General features: G+C 43.2%; 17 protein-coding genes. 11 read left to right on the top strand and 6 right to left on the bottom strand.

The genetic code is table 11. The features are described from left to right. The first annotated feature begins 3 nt into the window (after window positions 1-3). From HMPREF9442_RS09585 to HMPREF9442_RS09630, 10 genes are all read left to right on the top strand, one after another. A complete protein-coding gene (locus HMPREF9442_RS09585; RefSeq protein ID WP_008628016.1) occupies window positions 4-6,006 on the top strand; it encodes an RHS repeat-associated core domain-containing protein in 6,003 nt (2,000 codons plus the stop codon). 4 nt (window positions 6,007-6,010) lie between these two features. Beyond that, a complete protein-coding gene (locus HMPREF9442_RS09590; RefSeq protein WP_008628017.1) occupies window positions 6,011-6,706 on the top strand; it encodes a hypothetical protein in 696 nt (231 codons plus the stop codon). Window positions 6,707-6,820: 114 nt separating this feature from the next. Next, window positions 6,821-7,570, top strand: coding sequence for a hypothetical protein (locus HMPREF9442_RS09595; protein WP_008628018.1), 750 nt, complete (start codon window positions 6,821-6,823; stop codon window positions 7,568-7,570). A 245-nt stretch (window positions 7,571-7,815) separates the two neighbouring features. Beyond that, the gene (locus HMPREF9442_RS09600; RefSeq protein ID WP_008628020.1) at window positions 7,816-8,574 is read left to right on the top strand and encodes a barstar family protein; all 759 of its coding nucleotides are present in this window, start codon (window positions 7,816-7,818) and stop codon (window positions 8,572-8,574) included. A gap of 34 nt (window positions 8,575-8,608) precedes the next feature. Then, window positions 8,609-9,160: a hypothetical protein gene (locus HMPREF9442_RS09605; RefSeq protein ID WP_008628021.1), complete on the top strand. Its 552-nt coding sequence runs from the start codon at window positions 8,609-8,611 to the stop codon at window positions 9,158-9,160. Between the two features lie 19 nt (window positions 9,161-9,179). Beyond that, window positions 9,180-9,743: a hypothetical protein gene (locus HMPREF9442_RS09610; protein ID WP_008628022.1), complete on the top strand. Its 564-nt coding sequence runs from the start codon at window positions 9,180-9,182 to the stop codon at window positions 9,741-9,743. A gap of 27 nt (window positions 9,744-9,770) precedes the next feature. Continuing rightward, the gene (locus tag HMPREF9442_RS15380; protein WP_008628023.1) at window positions 9,771-10,559 is read left to right on the top strand and encodes a hypothetical protein; all 789 of its coding nucleotides are present in this window, start codon (window positions 9,771-9,773) and stop codon (window positions 10,557-10,559) included. Window positions 10,560-10,567: 8 nt separating this feature from the next. Further along, a complete protein-coding gene (locus tag HMPREF9442_RS09620) occupies window positions 10,568-11,611 on the top strand; it encodes a hypothetical protein (RefSeq protein WP_008628024.1) in 1,044 nt (347 codons plus the stop codon). Between the two features lie 83 nt (window positions 11,612-11,694). Continuing rightward, window positions 11,695-13,284 (top strand): L-aspartate oxidase, encoded by a 1,590-nt coding sequence (nadB, locus tag HMPREF9442_RS09625; RefSeq protein WP_008628025.1) that lies wholly within the window; start codon window positions 11,695-11,697, stop codon window positions 13,282-13,284. Between the two features lie 178 nt (window positions 13,285-13,462). Further along, window positions 13,463-14,815, top strand: a complete 1,353-nt coding sequence (locus HMPREF9442_RS09630) for an MATE family efflux transporter (RefSeq protein WP_040602898.1) — start codon at window positions 13,463-13,465, stop codon at window positions 14,813-14,815. A 281-nt stretch (window positions 14,816-15,096) separates the two neighbouring features. Here HMPREF9442_RS09630 and HMPREF9442_RS09635 read toward each other — a convergent pair whose 3' ends face one another. From HMPREF9442_RS09635 to HMPREF9442_RS09650, 5 genes are all read right to left on the bottom strand, one after another. Further along, entirely contained in the window at window positions 15,097-16,179 is a 1,083-nt protein-coding gene (locus tag HMPREF9442_RS09635; RefSeq protein WP_008628029.1) for a DUF4934 domain-containing protein, read from the bottom strand. Between the two features lie 102 nt (window positions 16,180-16,281). Beyond that, on the bottom strand, window positions 16,282-16,542 hold the full coding sequence (locus tag HMPREF9442_RS15845) for a hypothetical protein (protein WP_253271081.1): 261 nt from the start codon (window positions 16,540-16,542) through the stop codon (window positions 16,282-16,284). Window positions 16,543-17,015: 473 nt separating this feature from the next. After that, entirely contained in the window at window positions 17,016-17,792 is a 777-nt protein-coding gene (locus HMPREF9442_RS09640; protein WP_008628032.1) for a radical SAM protein, read from the bottom strand. 46 nt (window positions 17,793-17,838) lie between these two features. Continuing rightward, a complete protein-coding gene (locus HMPREF9442_RS09645; protein WP_253271082.1) occupies window positions 17,839-19,815 on the bottom strand; it encodes a helix-hairpin-helix domain-containing protein in 1,977 nt (658 codons plus the stop codon). Between the two features lie 177 nt (window positions 19,816-19,992). After that, window positions 19,993-21,750 (bottom strand): sialate O-acetylesterase, encoded by a 1,758-nt coding sequence (locus HMPREF9442_RS09650; protein WP_040602899.1) that lies wholly within the window; start codon window positions 21,748-21,750, stop codon window positions 19,993-19,995. 181 nt (window positions 21,751-21,931) lie between these two features. Between HMPREF9442_RS09650 and HMPREF9442_RS09655 the strand changes: the two genes are divergently transcribed. Next, window positions 21,932-22,558 carry a DUF4294 domain-containing protein gene (locus HMPREF9442_RS09655; RefSeq protein WP_008628035.1) on the top strand — a complete coding sequence of 209 codons (627 nt, stop codon included), beginning with the start codon at window positions 21,932-21,934 and terminating at the stop codon, window positions 22,556-22,558. An 18-nt stretch (window positions 22,559-22,576) separates the two neighbouring features. Here the strand turns inward: HMPREF9442_RS09655 and HMPREF9442_RS09660 are convergent, their stop codons facing one another. Further along, window positions 22,577-23,107, bottom strand: a complete 531-nt coding sequence (locus tag HMPREF9442_RS09660) for an RNA methyltransferase (protein ID WP_040602922.1) — start codon at window positions 23,105-23,107, stop codon at window positions 22,577-22,579. Window positions 23,108-23,131 lie beyond the last annotated feature (24 nt).

The raw sequence follows: 23,131 nt of genomic DNA on the forward strand, positions 1-23,131 counted from the left end.
CTTATGAAACGGTTTCCGCTTCTTTTCTTCCTTTGCGCGTGCTGCCTCCTTTCTGCCCTCGGACAAGAGGGGTATCCGGCTATTGACAACGATTATGTGCCTATCACTTACAAGATAGACACAAGAAATGAAGTGGGACAAATAGATATCACTTCGGGAGTATCTCCCACCGGTGCACGTACCTATACTGTCCCTATATCTGCTTATAAAGGAATACGGGGATTTAATCCGGAATTATCCTTTGTTTATAATAGCCAACAAGGCAACGGTTTATTAGGAATAGGATGGTCTCTTTCCGGATTGTCCGTCATTTGCCGCACAGTACAAACACCTTATTATGATGGGAAAATCGCTCCCATAGCTTTCAACCGTGAAGATGTTTTTATGCTCGATGGTATGCGGTTGGTCAAGGTGGATTCCGTCACTTATTTGAGCGAGCGCGGCTATATACGTGTCAAAGCGAACTATGCAGGTAATTCCTTACAGTATTTTGACGTGGCTTTCCCCAATGGCCGAACGGCCATATTCGGTTATAAAACCAATACCAACAATAACCTATATTACCCTCTCACGGAACTGAGTGATTTGTGGGGCAATACCATTACATACCATTATACTTCACAAAGGGACCATTACCGGATAAACAAAATTACATACAACGGAGCTTCCATAGAATTCTCGTTTGTCGGTTCACGGACAGACCCAGTATCCTTTTATCTTTCAGGACAGAAAGTAACAGAAAACTCTTTGCTGAAAACCATAACCTGTAAGTTTGGTAATACCATATTGGGAACTTATAAACTCAATTATAGGAATGAGAATCAAACGACGCTTAAACAATCCCTATTGGAAGAAATTGAGTATCTGAGTGGTGTGAAAAGCTTTCCTCCCTTGCATTTCTACTATGGTAAGGGAAATAAGGCAACAGGTTATGACACCCATTCTTTCGTCTGCAAAGGTTATGTAGGGACACCTTCTCCAAAACGTTTTGTCGTAGCGCGGAATGCTGACCACGGTAAAGCTGACTTAATTGTAGCAATACCCGATTACAATCCTTATATCATCCAGAATGAACTGGAAGTGGTAAACGGTTCCGAGGGTTATTCCTGGATTGAAAACGGCTATCCTAACAACGACTATATTGATTACTTTTCTTTTTTAGGAGTCATGCAAGGTAGTCGGCACCAGTTGACCTACAGTGGCGACGGATTTATCGACATTGTGGCCGCAGACATCACCGGGTGCGGACGTGACTGCGTTGTACAAATAAACAACACCATAGCAAATAAGCAAACAGATCAAGTCACTTTCAGGATTCACGATAGTGAAAGTCTTTTAATGAATAAGCAACCCTCGCAACATATATATTATTTTTCCACCCTACATTCCTGTATACACGATAATATAGAAGCACCCAGTATCCAACCCAAATATTATTACCCTGGAGATTTCAACGGAGACGGGAAAACCGAAATTTTAGGCGTATCCGCCCACCAACCTTTCGGAGATACCAGCTTGCCTTCCCAATGTTACATCTTCGACCTGAACAAAGGCACTCTTCCTTACCAAGGCCATATATTCCCTTTCCATGTAGAATTCCAAACCACTCATAATTCCCCTACTCCGGAATTTATATATAATCGGACGGACAAAATTTTCGTGTTGGACTATGACGGTGACGGGTGTAGCGAAATCGTTCACCAAGATCGTAATGGAGCACACATTTATAAATTCGACATAAAAGGTTCGGTCTGGACACCTCGCAAAATAGCAGACGGAATCCCCCTGGTTTTTACTGACAATACAAAATTCCTCATAGGTGACTTTAACGGGGACGGACTGACAGACATGCTTAGATATGTCACCAAGACTTCCAACCGACAATATTGTGAATTGTTTATATCCCAAGGCAATGGGGTCTTTGACTTAAGCAATTTCAATTTACCTTTGCGTGATGGCGAAAGTTTAGGACAAGAACGCAGATATAATTTCTTACTTCAAGATGTCAACGGGGACGGACGTTCGGATTTGATAGACTATACCGACAAAGGGTTTTATACCTATTTATATAATAATGCCGGACGGTTCGAGGATCCTTTCTTTACTCCATATCCTTCTTCCGGCGGACAACTGTTGCCTTCACGCCTAAAGACGGGAAAGGATTTTTCCCAACTTGCCTGTTTTGATGGGAATGAGATTCATCTGTATTCTTTTTCACGCAACGACAAAAAAGAGAACCTTATTACAGGAATGGTGAATAGTCTTGGTGCCATAGAAAGGAACGATTATGCTATCACTAACGGAGATGCCACATTTTCATCCATATATCAGCCAGGTTACAATATCCACTATCCTTATGTAGAAGCCTTTGACAATCTTCCTTTACTTGCCATTTCAGAAAAATATGTGGATGGTAAGCAAATGGATGGATGGCATTATTACTATAAAGGTGGAATAAAACATCTTACCGGAAAGGGATTTTGCGGCTTCCAACAAACCCGTACCGTGGATTTCAAGGGAAAGGAACTTATCCGTGACTTTGACCCTGAAAGGTATGGGATACTGACCCATGAGGCATATGATTTGGCCTACGAAAACTTTTATGAATATGAAATCGTGGAGCATCCTAACCGTATGGTTGAAGTCAACCTATATATGAAGGATGAAAGTGATTATTTAAAAAACGCGGACAACCTATATTATTATGATGGACACAAGTTAGGATACCCTTCCACGGAAGAAATAGAATATTGGGACGGACATAAAACAAAAACGAACACTGTTTTCAAACCGGTCTACACCGGATGGGCTGAAAACAAGATAGGAGGTACGTCACCTGACAGCATGGACGTGTGCTACATGTTGGCTTATATACCTTCCGGACAAGAATACCTTTTCGGACGCATCCACGAACAAACCGTCACAAATACCACAGCCGGAGGAAAAAGCGTGTCACAAAAAACCACCATTCCTTCGTGGCAATATGACATGCCCACAGTCCGAAGGGATTACCTCGGAGGAGAGACACGTTATGACAACCAATATGATACAAAAGGAAATCTCATAAAAGCAGTAACGGAGTGGACCGGTAAAGCAAGGATTTCCGAATCATGGGAATATGACAATTACGGGAGGATATCCTCGCATACTTCAGAAATAGGGACAACGGAAAAGTACGCATACGGGACAGACGGCAGGCTGAAGTCGCACACCGACAGCCGGGGAAATACTACAGCCTATACCTATGACGGCTTTGGAAGACAAGTAGAAACGGAACGTGCAGACGGCACCACCGTGACCAATGAATATGCATGGTGCAATGAAGCTACGGGAGGAGTATATGCAATCATAATCCGGGAAACGGGAAAACCGGACATGAAGACCGTCTATGACGCATTAGGACGGGTGGTTCGCCAAAGCGAAATGACTTTTGACGGAATATGGAGAAGTACTGACATAGAATATGACGTTTACGGACGTGTTGCACGCAAGTCACTGCCTTATACACAGTCCTCCCCTTCCCATTATACGGTTTACACGTACGATGATTTCGACCGGTTGGTTTCCGTCACGGACCGTCCCGGCCATACCACCACGTACACTTACAGCGATGACAATGACGGATACACTATAACCACCACGCAGGACGGGGTGGAAACCACAAGGACTTACGACCTTCGTGATCGTCTTGTCAGGGTGGACGACCCGGGAGGTACCACGCGTTACGAACTGGATGCGGACGGCCAACCCCTGACCATTACAGCCCCGGATGGAACCCAAACCAAGTTCGAATACAACGACATGAGAAAATGCCGTAAAAGGACAGACCCCGGATTCGGAGAAAGCACTTATGGATATGAGGTTTTCGGGGACATCGCATGGGAAAAGAACGCCCGAGAGGAAAATATCAACAGGCTCTATGATTCATACAACCGGCTGACCAACATAGGATGGGGAAGTCCCAACGTGGCATATACTTATACGCCACATGGTGAAATAGCCACCATCAAGGGGTTCAACAACACATTCATCACCTATACCTATGATGAGTTCGGGCGTTTGGCATCATACCGGGAGGATGCCCCGGACGGAAAGTGGCTGCTGAAAGATTACACATACAAAGATGGAAATACGGCTTCCGTCACTTACACCTCGCAGAACGGCAGGTTGACCACTGAAAATTACGTGTATCAGAACGGACACCTGACAGAAATAAAACTTGATGATGGCACCTCCGTCCTTAAAATAGAGGATGAAAACGACATGAGAATGCCTACCAGAGCACAAACAGGGAACATCACAAGACTCTACGAATACGATGCATACGGTTATCCCCTGCGCCGGACCGGGAAGACTGACCAGCTCACTTACCAAAACTTCACATATACGTTCGACACTTCCCGGCAAAACCTTCGGACACGTACCGACCAAAGGTCGGGAAAGACGGAAACTTTCAACTATGACGAGATGAACCGTCTTACAGGAGATGGAACATCCGTTTTGGAATATGCCCCCAACGGGAATATCATAAAGAAATCGGGTGTAGGAAGCTACACTTACGAAATGCCCGGAAAACCTCATGCCGTAACAGGCATTGCCCCTGAAGGCAACCTCACGTCCGGAATGGGTACGCAGGAAATATTCTATACCAAAGCCTTGCGGCCTGACTCCATACACGAAGGGGCTTTTGATGCGAAGTTCGTCTACAATGGCAACTTGGACAAAGTGAAAATGACAGTCACGCAGGACAAGGGACGCTCCTATCTCCGGAAATATTATCTCGGGGGGTGTTATGAACTGGAAGAGTCTTCTTCCGGCCCGGCAAGAGAAAGAGTATATGTGGGTGGAAACTATTATGATGCACCCGTAATGTTGGAAAAAACAGGCCCTCTCACACAATACTATAGCCTGATCCGCGATTATTTGGGTAGCATTACCCATGTGGTACGTTTCGACGGATACCTTATAAAAGAACTAAACCACGATGCTTGGGGAATACGGAGAAACCCTATTTCATATAGTCCGGAAGTACGACCTGCCACATTGTCAGCTTCGACATTTTCACGCGGGTTCTGCGGTCATGAATATTTGGACGTATTCGGACTTGTCGACATGAACGCCCGACTTTACGACCCCATACTCGGACGTTTCCTCTCGCCCGACCCATATATGCAGATTCCTGATTTTTCGCAGGGATTTAACCGATATGCCTACTGCATGAATAATCCGCTTGCCTACGTGGATGAAAACGGAGAGAACCCACTCTTTATCATTGGTATCGCCATGATAGTTGGAGGAACGGCCAACCTTAGCTGGAAAGCCATTAACGGACAAATAGATGATTTTGGTGATGCCATCTCTGCATTCGGAATAGGTGCGGCAGCCGGGGGATTCGGTGCGGCAGTAGGGTTTGTAGCCGCTCCAATGGTGGGTGCGGGCTTCTTAGGTGGATTTGTGGAAAGTGCATTCTCCGGTGTAGTGTCAAGCTCCATCCTCAGTGTAGGAAATTCCCAAGCTTTCGGCGATCCCCAAATGGGTTGGAAAGGATATGTTTTGAGTGCCATCGGAGCTGGTGTTATCGGAGGGGTCGTGAACGGTGGAATAGCTGCAAGCCAAGGAAAGAACTTTTGGACGGGTGCTGAAAAAGCAATCAGTAACCGTGACCTGATTCAACAAGCTGCAGACATGGCTTATAAAGAAATTCCGGGTGAAGGACCTGTTGTAGGAACCAAAAGACATGAGTTTGCAACAAAATATTTAGAAGAATATCAAGATATACACGGAGATAGAGGATTGGAGTTTAAAGTTCGCTTTCATGATGAACAAATAAATAAAACAGGCATCATAGATATAGTGGATTACAAAAACCAAATAATTTATGATTTTAAATTTGGTTATCCCAATAAAAGTCCTGAAATGTTAAATAACACCATACAAATGCAATGGTATAGGAAAAATATGAATAATTGGCCTTCCTTTATTATAAAGCCTAAAATAAAATATTAAAATTATGATGGATAGTAATTCTATTAAAAAAAACTTACCTCTGACTGATTGGAAAAAAGAATTTCCAATGTTATCACGTTACGCCTCAAACAAATTACTTATAAGACAAGACATTGTACTTATAGGCTTATGTTTCCAAAGAATGAAAATGATAAAAACTTATTATCGTCCTTTGCTCACAGCCTTCCCATTATGGAAAAAAACTATTGATGAATGTATGTGGCCATTGTTCGAACAAAGCTTTCATGACAATAGACATATACCATTAGATATTCCCATAGAACAACATCAACAACGATTTCATGACTCTGTAAAATATGTGGAATCACAAAGTTGGAATCTCCTCAAAGAGAATGTGAAAGTAAGAGACTTGTTTGATTTCTTAGATTATCACAGGAATACAAATGTCTTGCTTCTTAATATGTTTTCCAAACAAGCTAATTTCCTAAAGTACAGATTGATTACAGCCCTTTATTTACAAGATAAAAGACTGATACAAAAAGCTTGTGAGCATGCAGAAAAGGAAATGAGCCTTTGGAAAAATTACAGTAATTTTGAAGAAACAATGGGTAAATTGGATACTTGGAGGTCTGAATTCTATCAACTAATAGACCAACGAGAAGAAATCATGGAACGGATTCGAATCAATTCCATGGACAAAAAGATTGCCAAACTGAAAGAATCCCATCTTATTATATAGACAAGCTTATGGCAAAAAGAATAGTAACAAGAATCGGAAACGTGTTCTGTACAGTATTTGGTTTTCTTTAGATCATTATAAATCATTTATTCCTATAAACTATAAATACTAATTATGAGAGATATCATCTTTGTATCGAATGCAGCAGACTATAAGATTGAGAATAGTCATATTGCTTATATCCCCAAAGTGAGTAATTCGTTTGAATTATGCATAGCTGTAGCTAAAGCCATGAATTATCTTTATATTGTTAATGACAATTGGGATGCCTTACTGGATTACTATCGTTTTCCGGAAGGCTGTGTGGAAGAAGAAGAAATCGTAGTGATACACGAAGACTTGTCTGACTTGCCACAAGCGGATTTTGAAATTTACATTAACATCGTACAAACCACGGTCAATGAATGGATAGACGGACCTGGATATCATTATACTTTTGTGTTTAATACACGTGAACAAGATAGAATAGAACCGCTCTTATGTTTAAGACCCTCGACCCGCTCTTTTGAGATAGAAAATTATCAATTAGAAGATGTACGCTTGATTGATTTTCCAATGACATCAAATCGAAAAATCTTATTCCGCGAAATGGCCAAAGCATTCTTTGGGAATGCAAATAAAGAAATGGACTGGAATATATTTAGAACCCTATATTTCCGAATGGCAGAGAATATAGGAAAGAACATTGTGATACGAAATAAGAATTTAGACTGTCTTGCAGAAGAAGACTTACGCCAATATTTAAATATTGTACAGGACTACATCTATTTCTGGGAAAAAAACAAGCCTGAATTTGTCACACAATTTGTGTATCGCAATCAGGATAAGTTCTTAATTACCAAATACTGTTTTCATTTGTATTAACTACAAAGCCTCTCTCCTGTAACTCTGATAGGAAAATGAGACATGACAATGAACGTTATTGGAATAAATATAATGATTTGCCAACAGGCATAAACTATACAGAATATATATGTCCACCACCACGGGAACTTAATATTCACCGCCCTGGACCAAGAAGAATTATAATGGGAAATAATGGTAGTATATGGTTTACACCAGATCATCATAACACTTTTATACCTATAAACTGGAAATATTAATTTTACATGAAAGATATCATATTTACTTTAAACCCTTCAAAGCTTTATGAAAAAGACGCGAAGATAATTCATATAGGTCCAGTTACCAACAGACTGGAACTATGTAATTGCATTGTTACAGGATTAAATTATCCATATTATGTCCAAGATAATTGGGATGCACTGATAGATTGTTTCCGTAGTCCAGATGAGGGTACGGTAAACAAAAGGAATATCATTCTATTGCACGAAGATTTGTCGGGTCTACCACAACAAGATTTTGAAAACTACATTGATGTGGTCCAAATTGTAACAAGTGAATGGATTGATGATCCTGAACATCATTATACTTTTGTATTCAATCTGCACGAACAAAAAAGGATAGAGCCTTCGTTGCGACTCAGACCATTCGTCTGGTGTTATGATATAGAACATTATGAAGTGGAGCACGCCGATATGATGGATTTTCCAAACAGAGGATATGCCAAAGAGTTATTGGAACAATGGTCTGGTTTACTATCTCTTCAAATAACAGATTGGGAATATTTAAAAAATGTATTTGTCCGATTGCCGGAGATAAGAAACCGGAATATTGTGATCAGGCATAAAAACATGTCTATATTGAATAAAGAGGACTTTTCACAATATATGGACATCGTGTATGACTGCACTGATAACTGGTTGAATCATAACGGAAAACGACATGTACTCCAATTTGCCTTTGCTTATAGCGACAAAGGTTTAATATCCGCATATCACATAAATCGGATTCTATCTAAGAGATGAACAAAGCTTATATAGCTATCAAAGAACAATAAAAATGGAAACAAATAAAAAGAAAAGAATCATAACAAGAATCGGAAACGTGTTCTGTGCGGAAATAGACAATGAATGCAAACGCTTTTTCCAATACGTAGCCAATGACTTGGAAGAACTGAATAGTAGTGTCATACGTGTATTTAAAAACAAATATCCCATGGACTACAAACCGAATATTGAAGAGATTGTAAGGGAGGAGGTCGAGTTTTATGCACACACTATTTTGAAGTTCGGTATTGTGTTTAATGCGTGGTACAAAGTGGGAACATCCAAAAATATCGGAGATGAACATAAAGAGGCTCTATTTGGAGATATATCACCCATCATATACCAAAAGCCTGATATTAATCCGGCAGAAAATTGGCTAATTTGGAAAATTAATCAACCACGTATTTTTGTGGGTAGACTAAATAAAGAATATATTGACAAACTCAATAGAGGTGGAGTTATTCCATACGTAGACATTATTAACCGGTTAAAATTCGGTTATTTCAAATATAAATTATCCGGTTGGAAAATAGAGAATGATAAAAATGTGCCCATTACAGAATGATGAATAAGATTTTAAATATATGGAAACAATTAAAAAGAAAAGAATCGTAACAAGAATCGGAAACGTGTTCTGTGCGGAAATAGACAACGAATGCAAACGGTTTTTCCAATACGTAGCCAACGACTTGGAATATTTAAATAGTAGTGTCATACGTGCATTTAAAACCAAATATCCCATGGACTACGAACCAGAGATTGAAGAGATTGTAAGAGATGAAGTTGAGTTTTATGCGCATACCATTCTAAAGTTTGGAATAGAATCCAATGCATGGCATAAGATAGGGACATCTAAGAATATAGGGGAAGAGTATAAAGAAGCATTATTCGGAGATGCACATCAATACATATATCCTACAGTCTATGATATGATAAAAGTAAACCCATCTGAGAATTGGACTGTATGGCGTATTAACGAACCTCCTATTTTACAAGGAAAATTAAGTAAGGAATACATAAATAAAATAAATGTAGGAGGAGTTATTTCTTATATCGACATCATCAATCGATTAAAATTCGGTTATTATAAATACAAAATCCTTGGTTGGAAAATAGCAAACGGAAAGAACGTCCCCATTATAGAATAAAAGGAGACACTATAAACTATTCGGTAAATGCAAAGAATAAAAAACAAAATATATGAATGGATTTCGTCCATGTTAAATCATAATATGGAAGAGAGGAGAAGTAAACTTACATCAGGCACTCCTAAGAAAAGTTTACCTCTGACTGATTGGAAAAAAGCGTTTCCAATGTTATCAAGATACTCATCAAATATGCTATTAATGAAACAAGGCCCTATTGTCATAGGACTATATTTCCAAAAGGTATATGATGATTATCGTCCCATATTCATCAGTTATCCATTATGGAAAGACTCGTTAAAAGATTGCATGCAGTTCTACATATTCCATCACGAATTTCGGAACAATAAAAATCTCCAATTAAATGTACCTATATTAAACCATCAAAGTAAATTATTAAAATATCAAAGTAATTTTACAGAAGCTGTAAAGTGTGTACAGTCACAGTCATCCAATTTGTTACAAGAAAATGTCTATGTAAAAGATATTTTCAACTATTTGGATTATCTGAGGGAACATGATCTTCTCATTAAACTCCAAAGATTTGATGGAAAACGTGAATTATTGGTTTATAGTATGATGATAGCTCTTTACACGAACAATGAGGACTTGCTTCAATGGGTTTGCAATAAAACCAAAAAGCAAATCCAAACTTGGGATAAAGAATACTTTAAACAATGTTATGGTTACGATTTAGAAACATGGGAGGCAGAACTTTATCAACTAATAGACCAACGAGAAGAAATCATGGAACGGATTCGAATCAATTCCATGGACAAAAAGATTGCCAAACTGAAAGAATCCCATCTTATTATATAGACAAGCGTATGTCAAAGAGAACAGAAAATAAAAAAGAGAATGGTTGCTACGCAATAGGCAAATGGTTTGCATGGGTCGTGGCCTTGCTCGTTACAGGCTGTAGTCCGAAAGTGGTCACGGAAATCTATCACTCTTACCCCGCTACGCAAGCTGACGACGTACAAGTATTCAAAACCGGAACGAACCGGCCTTACTCTGCCGAACTCCTGGGCAAAGTGGCTGTAAAAGGAAACGGATATACCGCACATTTCAGTTATGACCAAGTCGTAGCACTGGCCAAGGCTGAAACGGCCAAAACGGGAGGAAACGCCTTGGCTATCACCGAACATAAAGAACCCACCATCCTCGTTTCCTGCCATCAGATAAAAGGGGAAATGCTACGCATGAAAACCCAACAAAGGGAACAGATAAGGAAAGCCGACAGTTTGGAACTGGCTAGCCGGAAAAGCATAAAGCCACATAAGCTCCCGCCCCCACTCCCTATCCATATCTACGGGAACGGAGGTTTCGGCCATGTGTTCAGCAAAGCTTACCATGACATTCCGGGCGGTCTCAGCGGCACGTTCAAAAACGGGGTGGATTTCCAGGGAGGAATCGACTGGGTGGGTAAAAAGTTCATGGGTGTAGGCATTCTCTATTCCGGCTACCGCTCCGGAGCATACCATACCAACTTCGTACGCAATCCCGATTACCCCAAGGAACAAACCGCCAATCCCAAAAGCCGGATGCACTTGGATTACATAGGCCCAGAATTTGTCATGAGGGCAGCCAACAAACATTGGTCCCTACGGTACGGCATCGGAGCAGGTGCCTTCATCTTGAATGTCGAGGAAGAGATGGATTTCAGTATGGGAAAAACTGTAAAAGGGATGGGATTGCATTACCAACTCAGTGCGGACTACCTGCTGAACAAACACGTAGGCATAGGAGTAAATACCGGAATCATTTACGGAAACGTATATGACGAAGATGGGGTGATTCCCGGCTCCATGGACCAATCCGTAGAGTTCTACCGTATCTTTATCAACGGAGGACTGCACTTTTATTTTTAAAAGAAATCCTGCGGCAAACGCACAACCAACCGAGTTTTTAAGTAGTTTTGCAACGTCTAACATCAACAGCATGAACTGACGGCATGATACGCAAATTTGATTTTTTAGTGATAGGTTCGGGAGTGGCCGGAATGAGTTACGCCCTGAAAGTGGCCGATGCGGGCAAAGGCAAGGTGGCCATCGTATGTAAAACCACATTGGAAGAGGCCAACACGGCCAAGGCACAAGGGGGAATAGCCTCAGTGACCAACCTGAAAGTAGACAACTTCGAGAAACATATCAAGGACACCATGGTTGCAGGGGATTTCATCAGCAACCCTGCAGCCGTGGAACAAGTAGTGAAAAACGCACCGCAAGGCATACGCGACCTCGTGAAATGGGGCGTGAACTTCGACAAAAACGAAAAGGGGGATTTCGACCTGCACCGTGAAGGCGGACATTCGGAATTCCGTATCCTGCACCACGCCGACGACACGGGTTTTGAAATCCAGCGCGGACTGATGGAGGCCGTACGCCGCCATCCGAACATCACGATTCTGGAAAACCACTTTGCCGTGGAAATCATCACCCAACACCATTTGGGCATCGAAGTGACGCGCCGCACGCCGGACATCGAATGTTACGGTGCTTACGTCTTAGACCCCGACACGCAAAAGATAGATACCTTCCTCTCCAAAGTCACCCTGATGGCCACCGGTGGTACGGGAGCCGTCTACGCCACTACGACCAACCCCAACATTGCCACGGGCGACGGCATCGCCATGGTCTACCGTGCCAAAGGTACGGTGGAAGGCATGGAGTTCGTGCAGTTCCACCCCACTGCCCTCTTCCATCCGGGCGAGACGCACCCGGCTTACCTCATCACAGAGGCCATGCGGGGATACGGCGGCATCTTGCGGTTGCCCAATGGCGAAGAGTTCATGCAGAAATACGACAAGCGGCTTAGCCTCGCCCCACGCGACATCGTGGCCCGTGCCATCGACAAGGAAATGAAAATACATGGCTTGGACCACGTGTGCCTGGACGTGACGCACAAGGATGCGGAAGAAACCAAACACCATTTCCCGAACATTTATGCCAAATGCCTCTCCATCGGCATCGACATTACCAAGCAATACATTCCCGTCGTGCCTTGCGCCCACTACATGTGCGGCGGCATCAAGGTAGACCTCAACGCCTGTTCCAGCATCCGGCGGCTCTATGCCGTAGGCGAATGTTCTTGTACCGGACTGCACGGCGGTAACCGCTTGGCCAGCAATTCGCTCATCGAAGCCGTGGTGTATGCCGACGCGGCAGCCCGCCACAGCTTGGAGGTCATAGACCAATATGCTTTCAATGAAAAGATACCCGAATGGAACGATGAGGGTACGATGAGCAACGAAGAAAAAGTACTCATCGCGCAGGACATGAAGGAAGTGGGACAAATCATGAGCAACTACGTGGGCATCGTGCGGAGCGACCTGCGCCTGAAACGGGCATGGACACGCTTGGACCTGCTATACGAAGAGACCGAAGAGCTTTTCAAGCGTGTCAAGGCGACCAAAGACATTTGCGAACTGCGCAACATGATTAACGTGGGTTACCTTATCACGCGGCAGGCCATCGAACGCAAGGAAAGCCGAGGATTGCACTATACGATAGACTATCCCAAACACGCTTACGACCAAAAATAAGGTAACCATTTACAATGGCCTCGTAAAAATTCCTTTCTCTAATAAAAACATATTGAGAAAGGAGTTTTATTATTTCTAAAAATCCGCTTAATTTGACGGATTTAATAAAACAATTCCGGTAAATTCCGTAATTTTGCACCCACAAAAGAATGTGTTTTTCAGGAAAAAGAGATTCGCCATGACGAAAGAGATGACGGAGGGTTCACCCCTGCGGTTGATATTCAACTTTTCGCTCCCGCTCATTTTGGGAAGCTTGCTCCAACAGACTTATAGTCTGATAGATGCAGCCATCGTAGGAAAATATTTAGGCATCAACGATTTGGCAGCCGTGGGAGCCAGTACATCCGTCGTGTTCCTCATCATCGGATTCTGCACCGGCTGCTGTTGCGGTTTCGGCATTCCCGTGGCCCAAGCGTTCGGCGCACGTTCATACAGCGACTTGCGGCGTTACGTAGCCAACAGTCTTTGGGTTTCCCTCATCATTTCCATTGTGTTGGCCGTCGTCACTTCCCTGCTTTGCGAGAGAATCCTGTTCATGATGCAGACACCGCACGACATCCTGCATAGTGCCTACCTCTATCTTCTGGTCATCTTCATCGGCATTCCTTTCACTTTCCTTTATAACCTGCTCTCCAGTCTCATCCGAGCATTGGGCGACAGCAAGACCCCGTTCTACTTCCTGCTGCTGTCCTCCGTCCTGAACATCGTCCTCGACCTGTTCTGCATCCTCGTGTTGCATTGGGGCGTGGCTGGAGCCGCCATCGCCACGGTCTTCTCACAAGCCGTCTCTGCCCTGCTTTGCCTGTATTACATGTTCAGGAAATTCGGCATACTGAAAATGGAAAAGGGAGAAACCGCCTTGGACAGACACTACATAAAAGGGCTGTTGGATATGGGCGTACCGATGGGACTACAGTTTTCCATCACGGCCATAGGGAGCATCATGCTCCAAAGCGCGAACAACGCCCTGGGTACTTCGTGCGTGGCAGCCTTTACTGCCGGCATGCGCATCAAGATGTTCTTCATGTGCCCGTTGGAGAGCATGGGCATCGCCATGGCCACGTATTGCGGACAGAACTATGGGGCGGGAAAAACGGAACGTATCAACATGGGGCTGCGCGCCAGCTTTTTCATGGTCTGCCTCTACTGCATCTTCTGTTTCATCGTGTTGCATCTTTTCGCCCGCCACATCATCTACCTGTTTGTGGATGTCCATGAATATGAAATCATAGAAAAGGCCAACCAGTTCATCGTCACCTCCTGCACCTATTTCATCCCGTTAGGACTGCTGTGCCTGCTCAGGTACAGCATCCAAGGATTAGGATACAGTAAACTGGCCATGATGTCCGGTGTGTTCGAAATGGTAGACCGCACGGCCGTCAGCCTGTTCCTGGTCCCTATTTTAGGATATACGGGAGTTTGTTACGGCGACCCTTCGGCTTGGTTTGCTGCAGACCTCTTCCTCATCCCGGCTTACCTTTACGTGCATAAACGCCTGTCCCGGAAGAGATGTTACGTGCAAGCCTCCTGAAATTTAAAGGAAAGTTACATACAAAAATCGTTTGGCTGAGAACGGAATTCCGTTCTCAGCCAAACGATTTTTCAAGGAGAAGTGTCAAAATGCTCACCTCCTTCTGATTGTAGATTGTGTATTTTGTTTTCCTTATTCCTTATATTTCGCTATTTCCGCTATCTTTTTAGGTATTTCCGTGTTGTCTATGCGTCCGGTGAATTCTTCGCAAACCATACTGCAGAGTCATGGAGTCTATAGATATTTCCTAAATAAAGCATAAAGTCAAGTTCCCAAATATGCTATACTTTGTTTTCATTTATCGAGAATCTTATGAATATTGGATCTTCATTATCTTCATTCGGCTTTGATTTGACAATGTTCCATATGTCAGACTCTGGTGAGATATATCCAGGATAAACCAACGCATAAAAATACGTTTCGTCAGCCCCAATAATGACAACATCCAAGTTTTTGCCGAACACATACTTACCTGAGTTTTTGTTTATGAATGCATGATAATAAGTTTGTTCTGGCCCAACAAACAAAGCATAAAGCCATGACGACGTTTCGTAAACGTCTGTAATGCACTTAAAGTATGTAGGGTCATTGTCCACCACATTAAATTCTTCTAATGTTTGGGGCAGCACATTGCCAGGAAGTTGCTTGTTTCCCAAATCAAATTTGTACAATGTCATAAGTTTGCCATCTGCATATTCATCAATATAAAACTCACCATAATCAGACACCACCCTACACCGGCCATCATACGTATAAAAACAATTTGTGACAAAATGAAACCTCTTGCTTTCCCTCAATCCTTCTTGCCCGGCAGGCGTGTCCAAAACTATGCTGAATTTGTTTCGGATGTCAGTGAAACAAAGAAAACTGTCCTTTCCTATTATAGCAAACCTATCATATTCGGCTGGTATTGACGAAAAAAAGTTAGTGCGTCCAATGAATTTTCCGTCCTGTAAGCGGTAGTTCAATATTCCTCTGTCGTCAAGCACTTTCAGCACAGAAGCTTGTTTGTCCACCTGCATATCTTTAATTTCAATATACTCGGATAAAGCACGCCCTCTCTCTCCTATCTTACAGACGAACTTACCATCAGCAGAAAAGCGGTATATGACTTTCGCCTTGTGATCCCAAAAGTACATATAGCCACTATCTACTATGCACTTATCACAATATGTGATAATGCAAGAGCTGTCATTACCTTGAAGTCTTACCTCTTCTTTTATTTGCAAAAAACTGTTCCAATCTTTGAAATCAGAATCTTCTATAGTAAACACCTTGGCATTGTCGTCTGCCGTATCCTTACCGCAAGAGAAAATTACCATAGCAATAAAAATCGCAATATACGCATACTTGCTCATTTTCATGTTTTTCTAAGTTAGCAATGAACTTTATTTCTTTCTTGTACGAATTACATCAAAAAGTCCGCTTGTAAGACTTCATTAAGTCCAACAAGCGAACCCCAAATGTCAACAGCAGTCAGAAGGATAGCACTCATCCGGGTCTCCTGACTTACAAGAACCCCATGCTTTATATTCACATGGGCGACTGCATTCGCCAAAAGATTTAGTGTATCCATCTACCGATTCACCACGAAACAACACCTTTACATTTTCCATGAAAAGAAGTGAGCCTTTTGCGCTATTAGAATAAACATTCCAACCATAGGCACCGATTGCAATCATACAAATTCCTGCAAACAAGGCAACAAAAAACAAAATCTTTTTCATAAAACAAAAAATTAACTTTGAATATTTAGGTCGTGAATATAGTGAAAAAATAAATATAATACTAACAAAGAAACAAAAACGATTCGGAACTTTGAACGTTCTTGACTCGCACTTTCTCACGCAAGTTATTCAACAACAGATTTAATTCACCCAAGAAAGATCATTTGCGATATATAGTAAAAAAACTATTGCTGCCCGATAAAACTCACTTTTTATAAAAAAGTATCACCCAATTATTATACAAAATTCATTCTACGGAGAACGAAATTCCGTTCTCAGCCAAACGATTTTTCAATCTGCGCCAAATGATTTTCCGTTTGGCGCAGATTGATTTATAAACTACAAGCATTTGAATATCAAATATATAAAGAAGAACAAACTTCCTTACAGATATTCATCTTCATAAAGCCTTTCCTGCTGATGATATCATGGAAAATACGGCCATACGGTTCGTAGACCGACCGCAACACTTCTCAATAAGACACGGAAACTTCCAATCCCTCTTGCCGGATGCGTCCGGCAATGCGGTCCAACTCTTCATGCGTGGCCTTACGTAACTCATGGTCGGGCGTTTCGCGGTCGATGGTGTAAATCATGACCTGCGATGGAGCTATTTTCTTCACGGCACGCAACCACGGTTCCACGAAACGGTCGGAAGTATTGTCCACGTCCACACCGTCCGACATGCCTTTCATGAACATCGTCTGTATGATGACTTTGCCTCGGAAATCTTTCAGGCGTTCCACCACCCGACCCACTTCATAACGCCCCGTAGGACGGTCTACCCGGCTAATGTAATCCCCGTCCACCGTATCCAGTTTCAGGATGTTGTTGTCCACCTTCCCCAAAGCCTCGAAAACCTCCGGCCTGAATATTTGGGTGGCATTGCTCAACACGCTGATTTTAGCTTTCGGGAAATACCGGTCGCGCAAGGCACGGGTGTCTTCTATGATTTCCGGAAAATGCGGATGCAGGGTGGGTTCCCCGTTTCCGGCAAACGTCAGCACGTCCGGTACAGGGCCGTTCTCGGACATGTCCTTCAGCCTTTCTTCCAAGGCCACACGTACTTCCTCGCGCGTGGGTAACGGCTTCCTGGGACGAAAATCCTTGTTGAACCCACATTCACAATACACACAATCAAACGTACACCACTTCCCGTCTTCCGGAAGCAGGTTGATACCCAAAGAAACCCCCAACCGACGGCTGTGCACCGGCCCGAATATGGGAGAAGGATAAATCACTGTAGACATGGCTATATGCTTAAAAAACTACCTGCAAAGGTAACACAATCTTTTCTCAAAACTTGTAACGCAACAAGAAAGAAAGATCGTTTTTCCATCGGCCGCCTATCCGTTGCAACCCCTCCCCTATCTCGTCCCGGTCGAAATATCCGGTAGCCCCGTATTTACACATCAGCATCCAATGTTTTGCCACGTTCCACCGGGCATTCACCGCCGCCCTCATTCCTTGTCCGTACATCGTCATGAAAGAAAAGGCATACAACAACGAAGGCTCATAGAAAGACATCGGCGCCTTGTAGTCCTCGCTGTCGAAATACACGCACGACCCGGCCACATTCAAGCGGTTTTTCCGGTCCTTCCATTTCAGGATGCTCCCTCCCATGTATCCTCCGACATGCCGTCCATACACGTCCCTCACCCTTGTATATCGTGCCACCCCGCGCCATTCCCAGACTTTTGAAGGCATGCACTGCGCCTGCACCTTCAATTTATGATACAGGTAAGGCTGCCCATAGCGTTCTTTCCGCTTCAGTTGGTAACGTCCGGACAATTCCCACTTCCGCGATACGACCCAATCGGCCTGAAACGTCCCTTCCACCCCTTCGGAAGCATGAGGTATCCCAAACTTCACCCACGGAAAATAAAAATAATCCACATAAGCGGACAACTTCAACTCGTTCAGCGGGGCTGCCTCCACTCCCATATAAAATCCGCTTTCGTTCCTGACCGCCCCACCTTCGGAAAAGGTGTTGGCACGCAATCCCACATACTGGTAAGCGAACAACCGCTGCAAAGCTACCACACTGTACCGGTGGTTGAAACGGTAAATGGCTTTGTTCAGCGTGGCCCAACCGCCATATACGTTGCTGAACGCCGTCTCGCCGGAAAACGAAAACCTGTCACGATGCCAACGGTAGTGCAGACTGGCATTCAGGAAATCCTTACCCTCCGGATAATATTGCCGGTAAAGTTCCGTGCCTTTTGAGAAAGAACGACTGAAATGTTGGTAAAACGCAGTCGCACCCAAAGAAAAATATTCCGTATTCCAAGTCACGTCTGCCCCGGCAGACTGCTCCATGACATTATGCTTTTTGGACAGTTCCAACAAAGTACGGTGCAAACCATCGGTCTTCAACGAAGAAACCGTCCCGTCCTTCCTTAAAGTGGCATCTGTAGGCAAATAGGAATAGAAAGCCGACACGTCCACTTTCCCGAAACGGAAAGTAACGGCCATTCCCCTGAAAAAGGAAGTTTCGGACGTAGAAGAGAATTTCTTGATGGACGGTCTCGTGTCGCCCATATTAAACAAAGTGGATTTCCCTAAAGAAAAATCACTGTTCACCACCAAACCTTCACCGAACCCCACCCGGTAGTCTCCCAATGCCAATGCCTTGAGTTTTCCACAATCTTTCAACAGGAAATGGAACGAATAGGCATCGTAAGCCATATTGCCATAACTGCCGAACGGTTCTCCTGCGTCCTTCTCCGCCGTGAATCCCCAAAACAGCCTGTTCCTGTACTGATAAGTGTAGCGTATGTTATGGTACAACGAATTACCAAGATATACCTTATTGGGGTTTTTCAACAATACTTCATCTTCCGGTATTTGATATCCATCACGTTTATACAGAGGCACATCCAACCGGCTCGTCACCTCATGCCGCCCTCCTTTCAACAAGGTTTTCAACCGTAACTTTTCTTTTTCCTCCACAGGATTTTCCACGTAGACGAACAAAGCAAGGAACTGACGGGTCTGGTAGTCCAGTTCCTCTATCAACATCAATTCTCCCAACGATTGCATCGGGCCGTAACGGTACACGTATGCCAAGATTTCCTCTATCTCGTCCGCATCCAGAAAAGGCAACTGTTCCAAATCGTCTTTCGTAGCCGTGTTCAGGTTGAAAGGATGCTCATGCAATCCCGCCAACTCTTCCAAAAGCGGACTCATGTCTTCCCCGTCGTCATACTCATCCACAGAAATCTTCTCTACAAATTCTTCCCAGGAATAATGCTGTGCAATGACTTTATCCACAGGATATATTTGTAGTACACAATACATTAACATGTTTATCCACAAGCGTTGTAGATAAATGCAAGTAAAGTGTTTTTCTGCCATGCTTCAAATATAAGCAACTATTTCCGGTATGACAAATTATCCCCTACAAATAATCACTGCATTAGAATCCGCATTCACCACGTGACAAAGGCTTTACCTCACTACAAACTTCTTTCCATCTCTTATATATATGCCTTTAGGTAAATTATCCGTTCCATTTATCCGGATGCCGGATAAGCCATACACTATTCCATCTGCCTTTGAGGCTTTGGAGTCCATAGAAAACACAGGAACTGCATCGGGCGAATAATCGTCATTGTTGGTCAAATACATGTCGGCCACATCAATAACTCCACTTTGTCCGGCATACAGGGCGACAATCATGACACGGGAAACGTCCACCGGTTCGCCTTGAAGTTCTCCACTCGTATAAGTGATGTCATGAAGGGGAACGGCCACCAAGACCTCCCCTCCCACAGGGTATTGGCAACAATCAGACCAGATATTGTTCTCTGTATAAAGCATAATGCAAGCCCCTACTTTTTGGACTTTATCCAATTTCAATACCAAGTACTTGTAACCGCTCATATCCAATCCATAGGTATACTTCCATCCCATCTGCCCATTCTCGCCCGGAAAAAACGCCCTCACGGCCTCGCGGTACGTGCCGTTCCCGAACAATGCAGTTTCAATGAATTCTTCACCGAAAGGAAAACAGGTGGAATTGAGGGTGAATGACAGACTGGACATTTTTCCCGCCGCGTCTGTATAGGTTGCCTTCACTCCCGTACGTCCTTGCGAAAAGCCACGTACCTCCCCGTCCTTGATGTCTGCCACTTCAGTATTTTCTATTTCATACTCGGCCATATAAGACACATCCTCCGTATGCCCGTCTTCAAAAGCAGCCATCAATTCCAATTTCTGCCCTTTCCCTATTTGTACTTCCAAGTCCTTGTCCGGCATATCTATATTTGTCACGGGCATGTCCGGCATGTCCAACGGAATGCCATACACTTTATTTAAGACCACCCTGGCATAATGCCGTCCCATTTCACGGTAACCTTCAGAGGTAAAATGAAGCCCGTCACTCGCCCCTTCACAGCCTTCCGATGAAACGACGTGCGCGTTTACCAACCACGGCAGCATGCCAACATATTCATTGTGCCCCGCGCAAACTCCTCCTTCTGCCCCACTCAGCATTTCCCCCGCAAACATAGGCACCTCTTCTTCTTTAAGATCCAAATCACAAAGCAAATCCCTGTAGATTTTCTCCACTTTCTCCGGCCAGTCCGCTTGCCCATTGTTGCTTTCCCCCTGATGCAACAAAATGCCTTTGATAATGCCGTGCTCCTTGGCTTTCTTGCCAAATTCCACTAATTTCGCATAAGGATTCCCACCATATAACCCCATCAAATATTTCTGCCATTCATCGGCCTGTTCATAATATTTTTCATAACCAGCCTTGTCAAAACAATCTATACCGGCTCCTCCTATGGCCACCATCACGACACCTACCTTACAAGATTCCGGCAAATTATCCACCATAGTGCGGCCGAAATAATCCGCCACACTCAATTTGGCCCCATAACGGCACAACGGAGGAACAGCCGTGTACCAATTTCCTGGCGTACGTCCCATTTTAAGATCCTCGTCACAGACACTCATGACCCGGAAACGTTTGTCCACATCTTCCGTGTCGACACTTTCTATATCCGCATTCCCCTCCATATTAGATTGCCCGAAACACAAATAAATATGGAAAGTGGAATCCACGGCTTGCCCCTTGTCTCCCTCCAATCCATTCTCCTTATATTGGATACTTACGTCCCCTGTCGCCCGCAAATCAGCTGAATAACTTCTAAAACCACCTAAAAATACCATCAAAAGGATGTAAAAAACAGTTTTTTTCATCTTTAATAAGTTTATTGGTAAGATGAAGGCAAAGGTATGGAAAAACAGTATTTGAAAATCCACACAATGTTACAGATATTTTATATCATGTCATACAACTATTGCAAATACTACAAAAAATGAACTATTCTTTGTAAAATACACGCGATGAAAGTATTTAATTTATATTTTTGCAACGGATATGGGAATATACAGGCTTATCATATTAATCTTATTAGGTGCCTTTACTTTACAAGTGAAAGCGCAAGAAGAATTTATTCCTGTAGATGGGGAACCGAGAATAAAAGTAGTGTTTTACAAGAAAGCACAAAAGGAATTTTATCAAGGCGACTCCATCACCGTGATCATCATGCCCGAACTTCCGGTATATCCCCCACTGAAGTTTAAGAACAAAAGGGAAATCATACGATATAACAAATTGGTTTATAACGTGAAAAAAACACTTCCCATTGCCAAAATGGTTAACCAGACCATCTCCGAGACATACGAATATCTGGAAAAACTACCTACTAAAAAAGAAAAAGACGCTCACATCCGAGCTGTAGAGAAAGGCATAAAAAAGCAATATACCCCACAAATGAAGAAGCTGACTTATTCACAGGGGAAACTGCTCATCAAGTTAGTGGACCGCGAATGCAACCAAAGTTCCTTCGAAATAGTGAAAGCCTTTTTCGGTCCTTTCAAAGCCGGATTTTATCAGGCGTTTGCTAGCATATTCGGAGCTAGCCTGAAAAAAGACTATGACCCTGAAGCTGATGACCGGCTGACGGAACGGGTGGTTAGGATGGTAGAAGCCGGTACGTTATGACATCATACCTTTATATGTTCACAACTTCATCTTACGGGCAAACTCCCATACCAGTATTCCGGCTGTAACGGAAACATTCAAAGAATGTTTCGTCCCGAACTGGGGTATTTCTATACACCCGTCGCATTGGTCAACAACTTCTTGTTGCACGCCTTTCACTTCATTTCCTAATATGATAGCATACTTTTTTGCCTTATCCGGCCGGAAATCCTGCAACATGACACTGCCTTCCACTTGTTCCACAGCCCAAACTTCGTAGCCTTCTGCCTTAAGATGTTCCACGGCATCTTGCGTACGCTCATAATATACCCAATCCACGGAATCTTCTGCCCCCAATGCCGTCTTATGGATTTCCACCTGTGGCGGAGTGGCCGTGATTCCGCACAGATACACGGATTCTACCCTAAAAGCATCGGACGAACGGAATACGGAACCTACATTATATAAGCTTCTTACATGGTCCAGTACCACAATCAAAGGAAGTTTTTCAGCCGTCTTGAATTCTTCGGCAGAGATTCTATTCAGTTCCGTTATTTTAAGTTTTCTCATTGCTTTCAACATATTTGTTCACAA

It is taken from the genome of Paraprevotella xylaniphila YIT 11841 (assembly GCF_000205165.1).
Classification (GTDB): Bacteria; Bacteroidota; Bacteroidia; order Bacteroidales; family Bacteroidaceae; genus Paraprevotella; species Paraprevotella xylaniphila.

Bases quoted from the DNA above. Each gene is read 5' to 3' on its own strand.
- HMPREF9442_RS09585 (WP_008628016.1), top strand. From the start codon at position 4: ATGAAACGGTTTCCGCTTCTTTTCTTCCTTTGCGCGTGCTGCCTCCTT.
- HMPREF9442_RS09590 (WP_008628017.1), top strand. From the start codon at position 6,011: ATGATGGATAGTAATTCTATTAAAAAAAACTTACCTCTGACTGATTGG.
- HMPREF9442_RS09595 (WP_008628018.1), top strand. From the start codon at position 6,821: ATGAGAGATATCATCTTTGTATCGAATGCAGCAGACTATAAGATTGAG.
- HMPREF9442_RS09600 (WP_008628020.1), top strand. From the start codon at position 7,816: ATGAAAGATATCATATTTACTTTAAACCCTTCAAAGCTTTATGAAAAA.
- HMPREF9442_RS09605 (WP_008628021.1), top strand. From the start codon at position 8,609: ATGGAAACAAATAAAAAGAAAAGAATCATAACAAGAATCGGAAACGTG.
- HMPREF9442_RS09610 (WP_008628022.1), top strand. From the start codon at position 9,180: ATGGAAACAATTAAAAAGAAAAGAATCGTAACAAGAATCGGAAACGTG.
- HMPREF9442_RS15380 (WP_008628023.1), top strand. From the start codon at position 9,771: ATGCAAAGAATAAAAAACAAAATATATGAATGGATTTCGTCCATGTTA.
- HMPREF9442_RS09620 (WP_008628024.1), top strand. From the start codon at position 10,568: ATGTCAAAGAGAACAGAAAATAAAAAAGAGAATGGTTGCTACGCAATA.
- nadB (WP_008628025.1), top strand. From the start codon at position 11,695: ATGATACGCAAATTTGATTTTTTAGTGATAGGTTCGGGAGTGGCCGGA.
- HMPREF9442_RS09630 (WP_040602898.1), top strand. From the start codon at position 13,463: ATGACGAAAGAGATGACGGAGGGTTCACCCCTGCGGTTGATATTCAAC.
- HMPREF9442_RS09635 (WP_008628029.1), bottom strand. From the start codon at position 16,179: ATGAAAATGAGCAAGTATGCGTATATTGCGATTTTTATTGCTATGGTA.
- HMPREF9442_RS15845 (WP_253271081.1), bottom strand. From the start codon at position 16,542: ATGAAAAAGATTTTGTTTTTTGTTGCCTTGTTTGCAGGAATTTGTATG.
- HMPREF9442_RS09640 (WP_008628032.1), bottom strand. From the start codon at position 17,792: ATGTCTACAGTGATTTATCCTTCTCCCATATTCGGGCCGGTGCACAGC.
- HMPREF9442_RS09650 (WP_040602899.1), bottom strand. From the start codon at position 21,750: ATGAAAAAAACTGTTTTTTACATCCTTTTGATGGTATTTTTAGGTGGT.
- HMPREF9442_RS09655 (WP_008628035.1), top strand. From the start codon at position 21,932: ATGGGAATATACAGGCTTATCATATTAATCTTATTAGGTGCCTTTACT.
- HMPREF9442_RS09660 (WP_040602922.1), bottom strand. From the start codon at position 23,107: ATGAGAAAACTTAAAATAACGGAACTGAATAGAATCTCTGCCGAAGAA.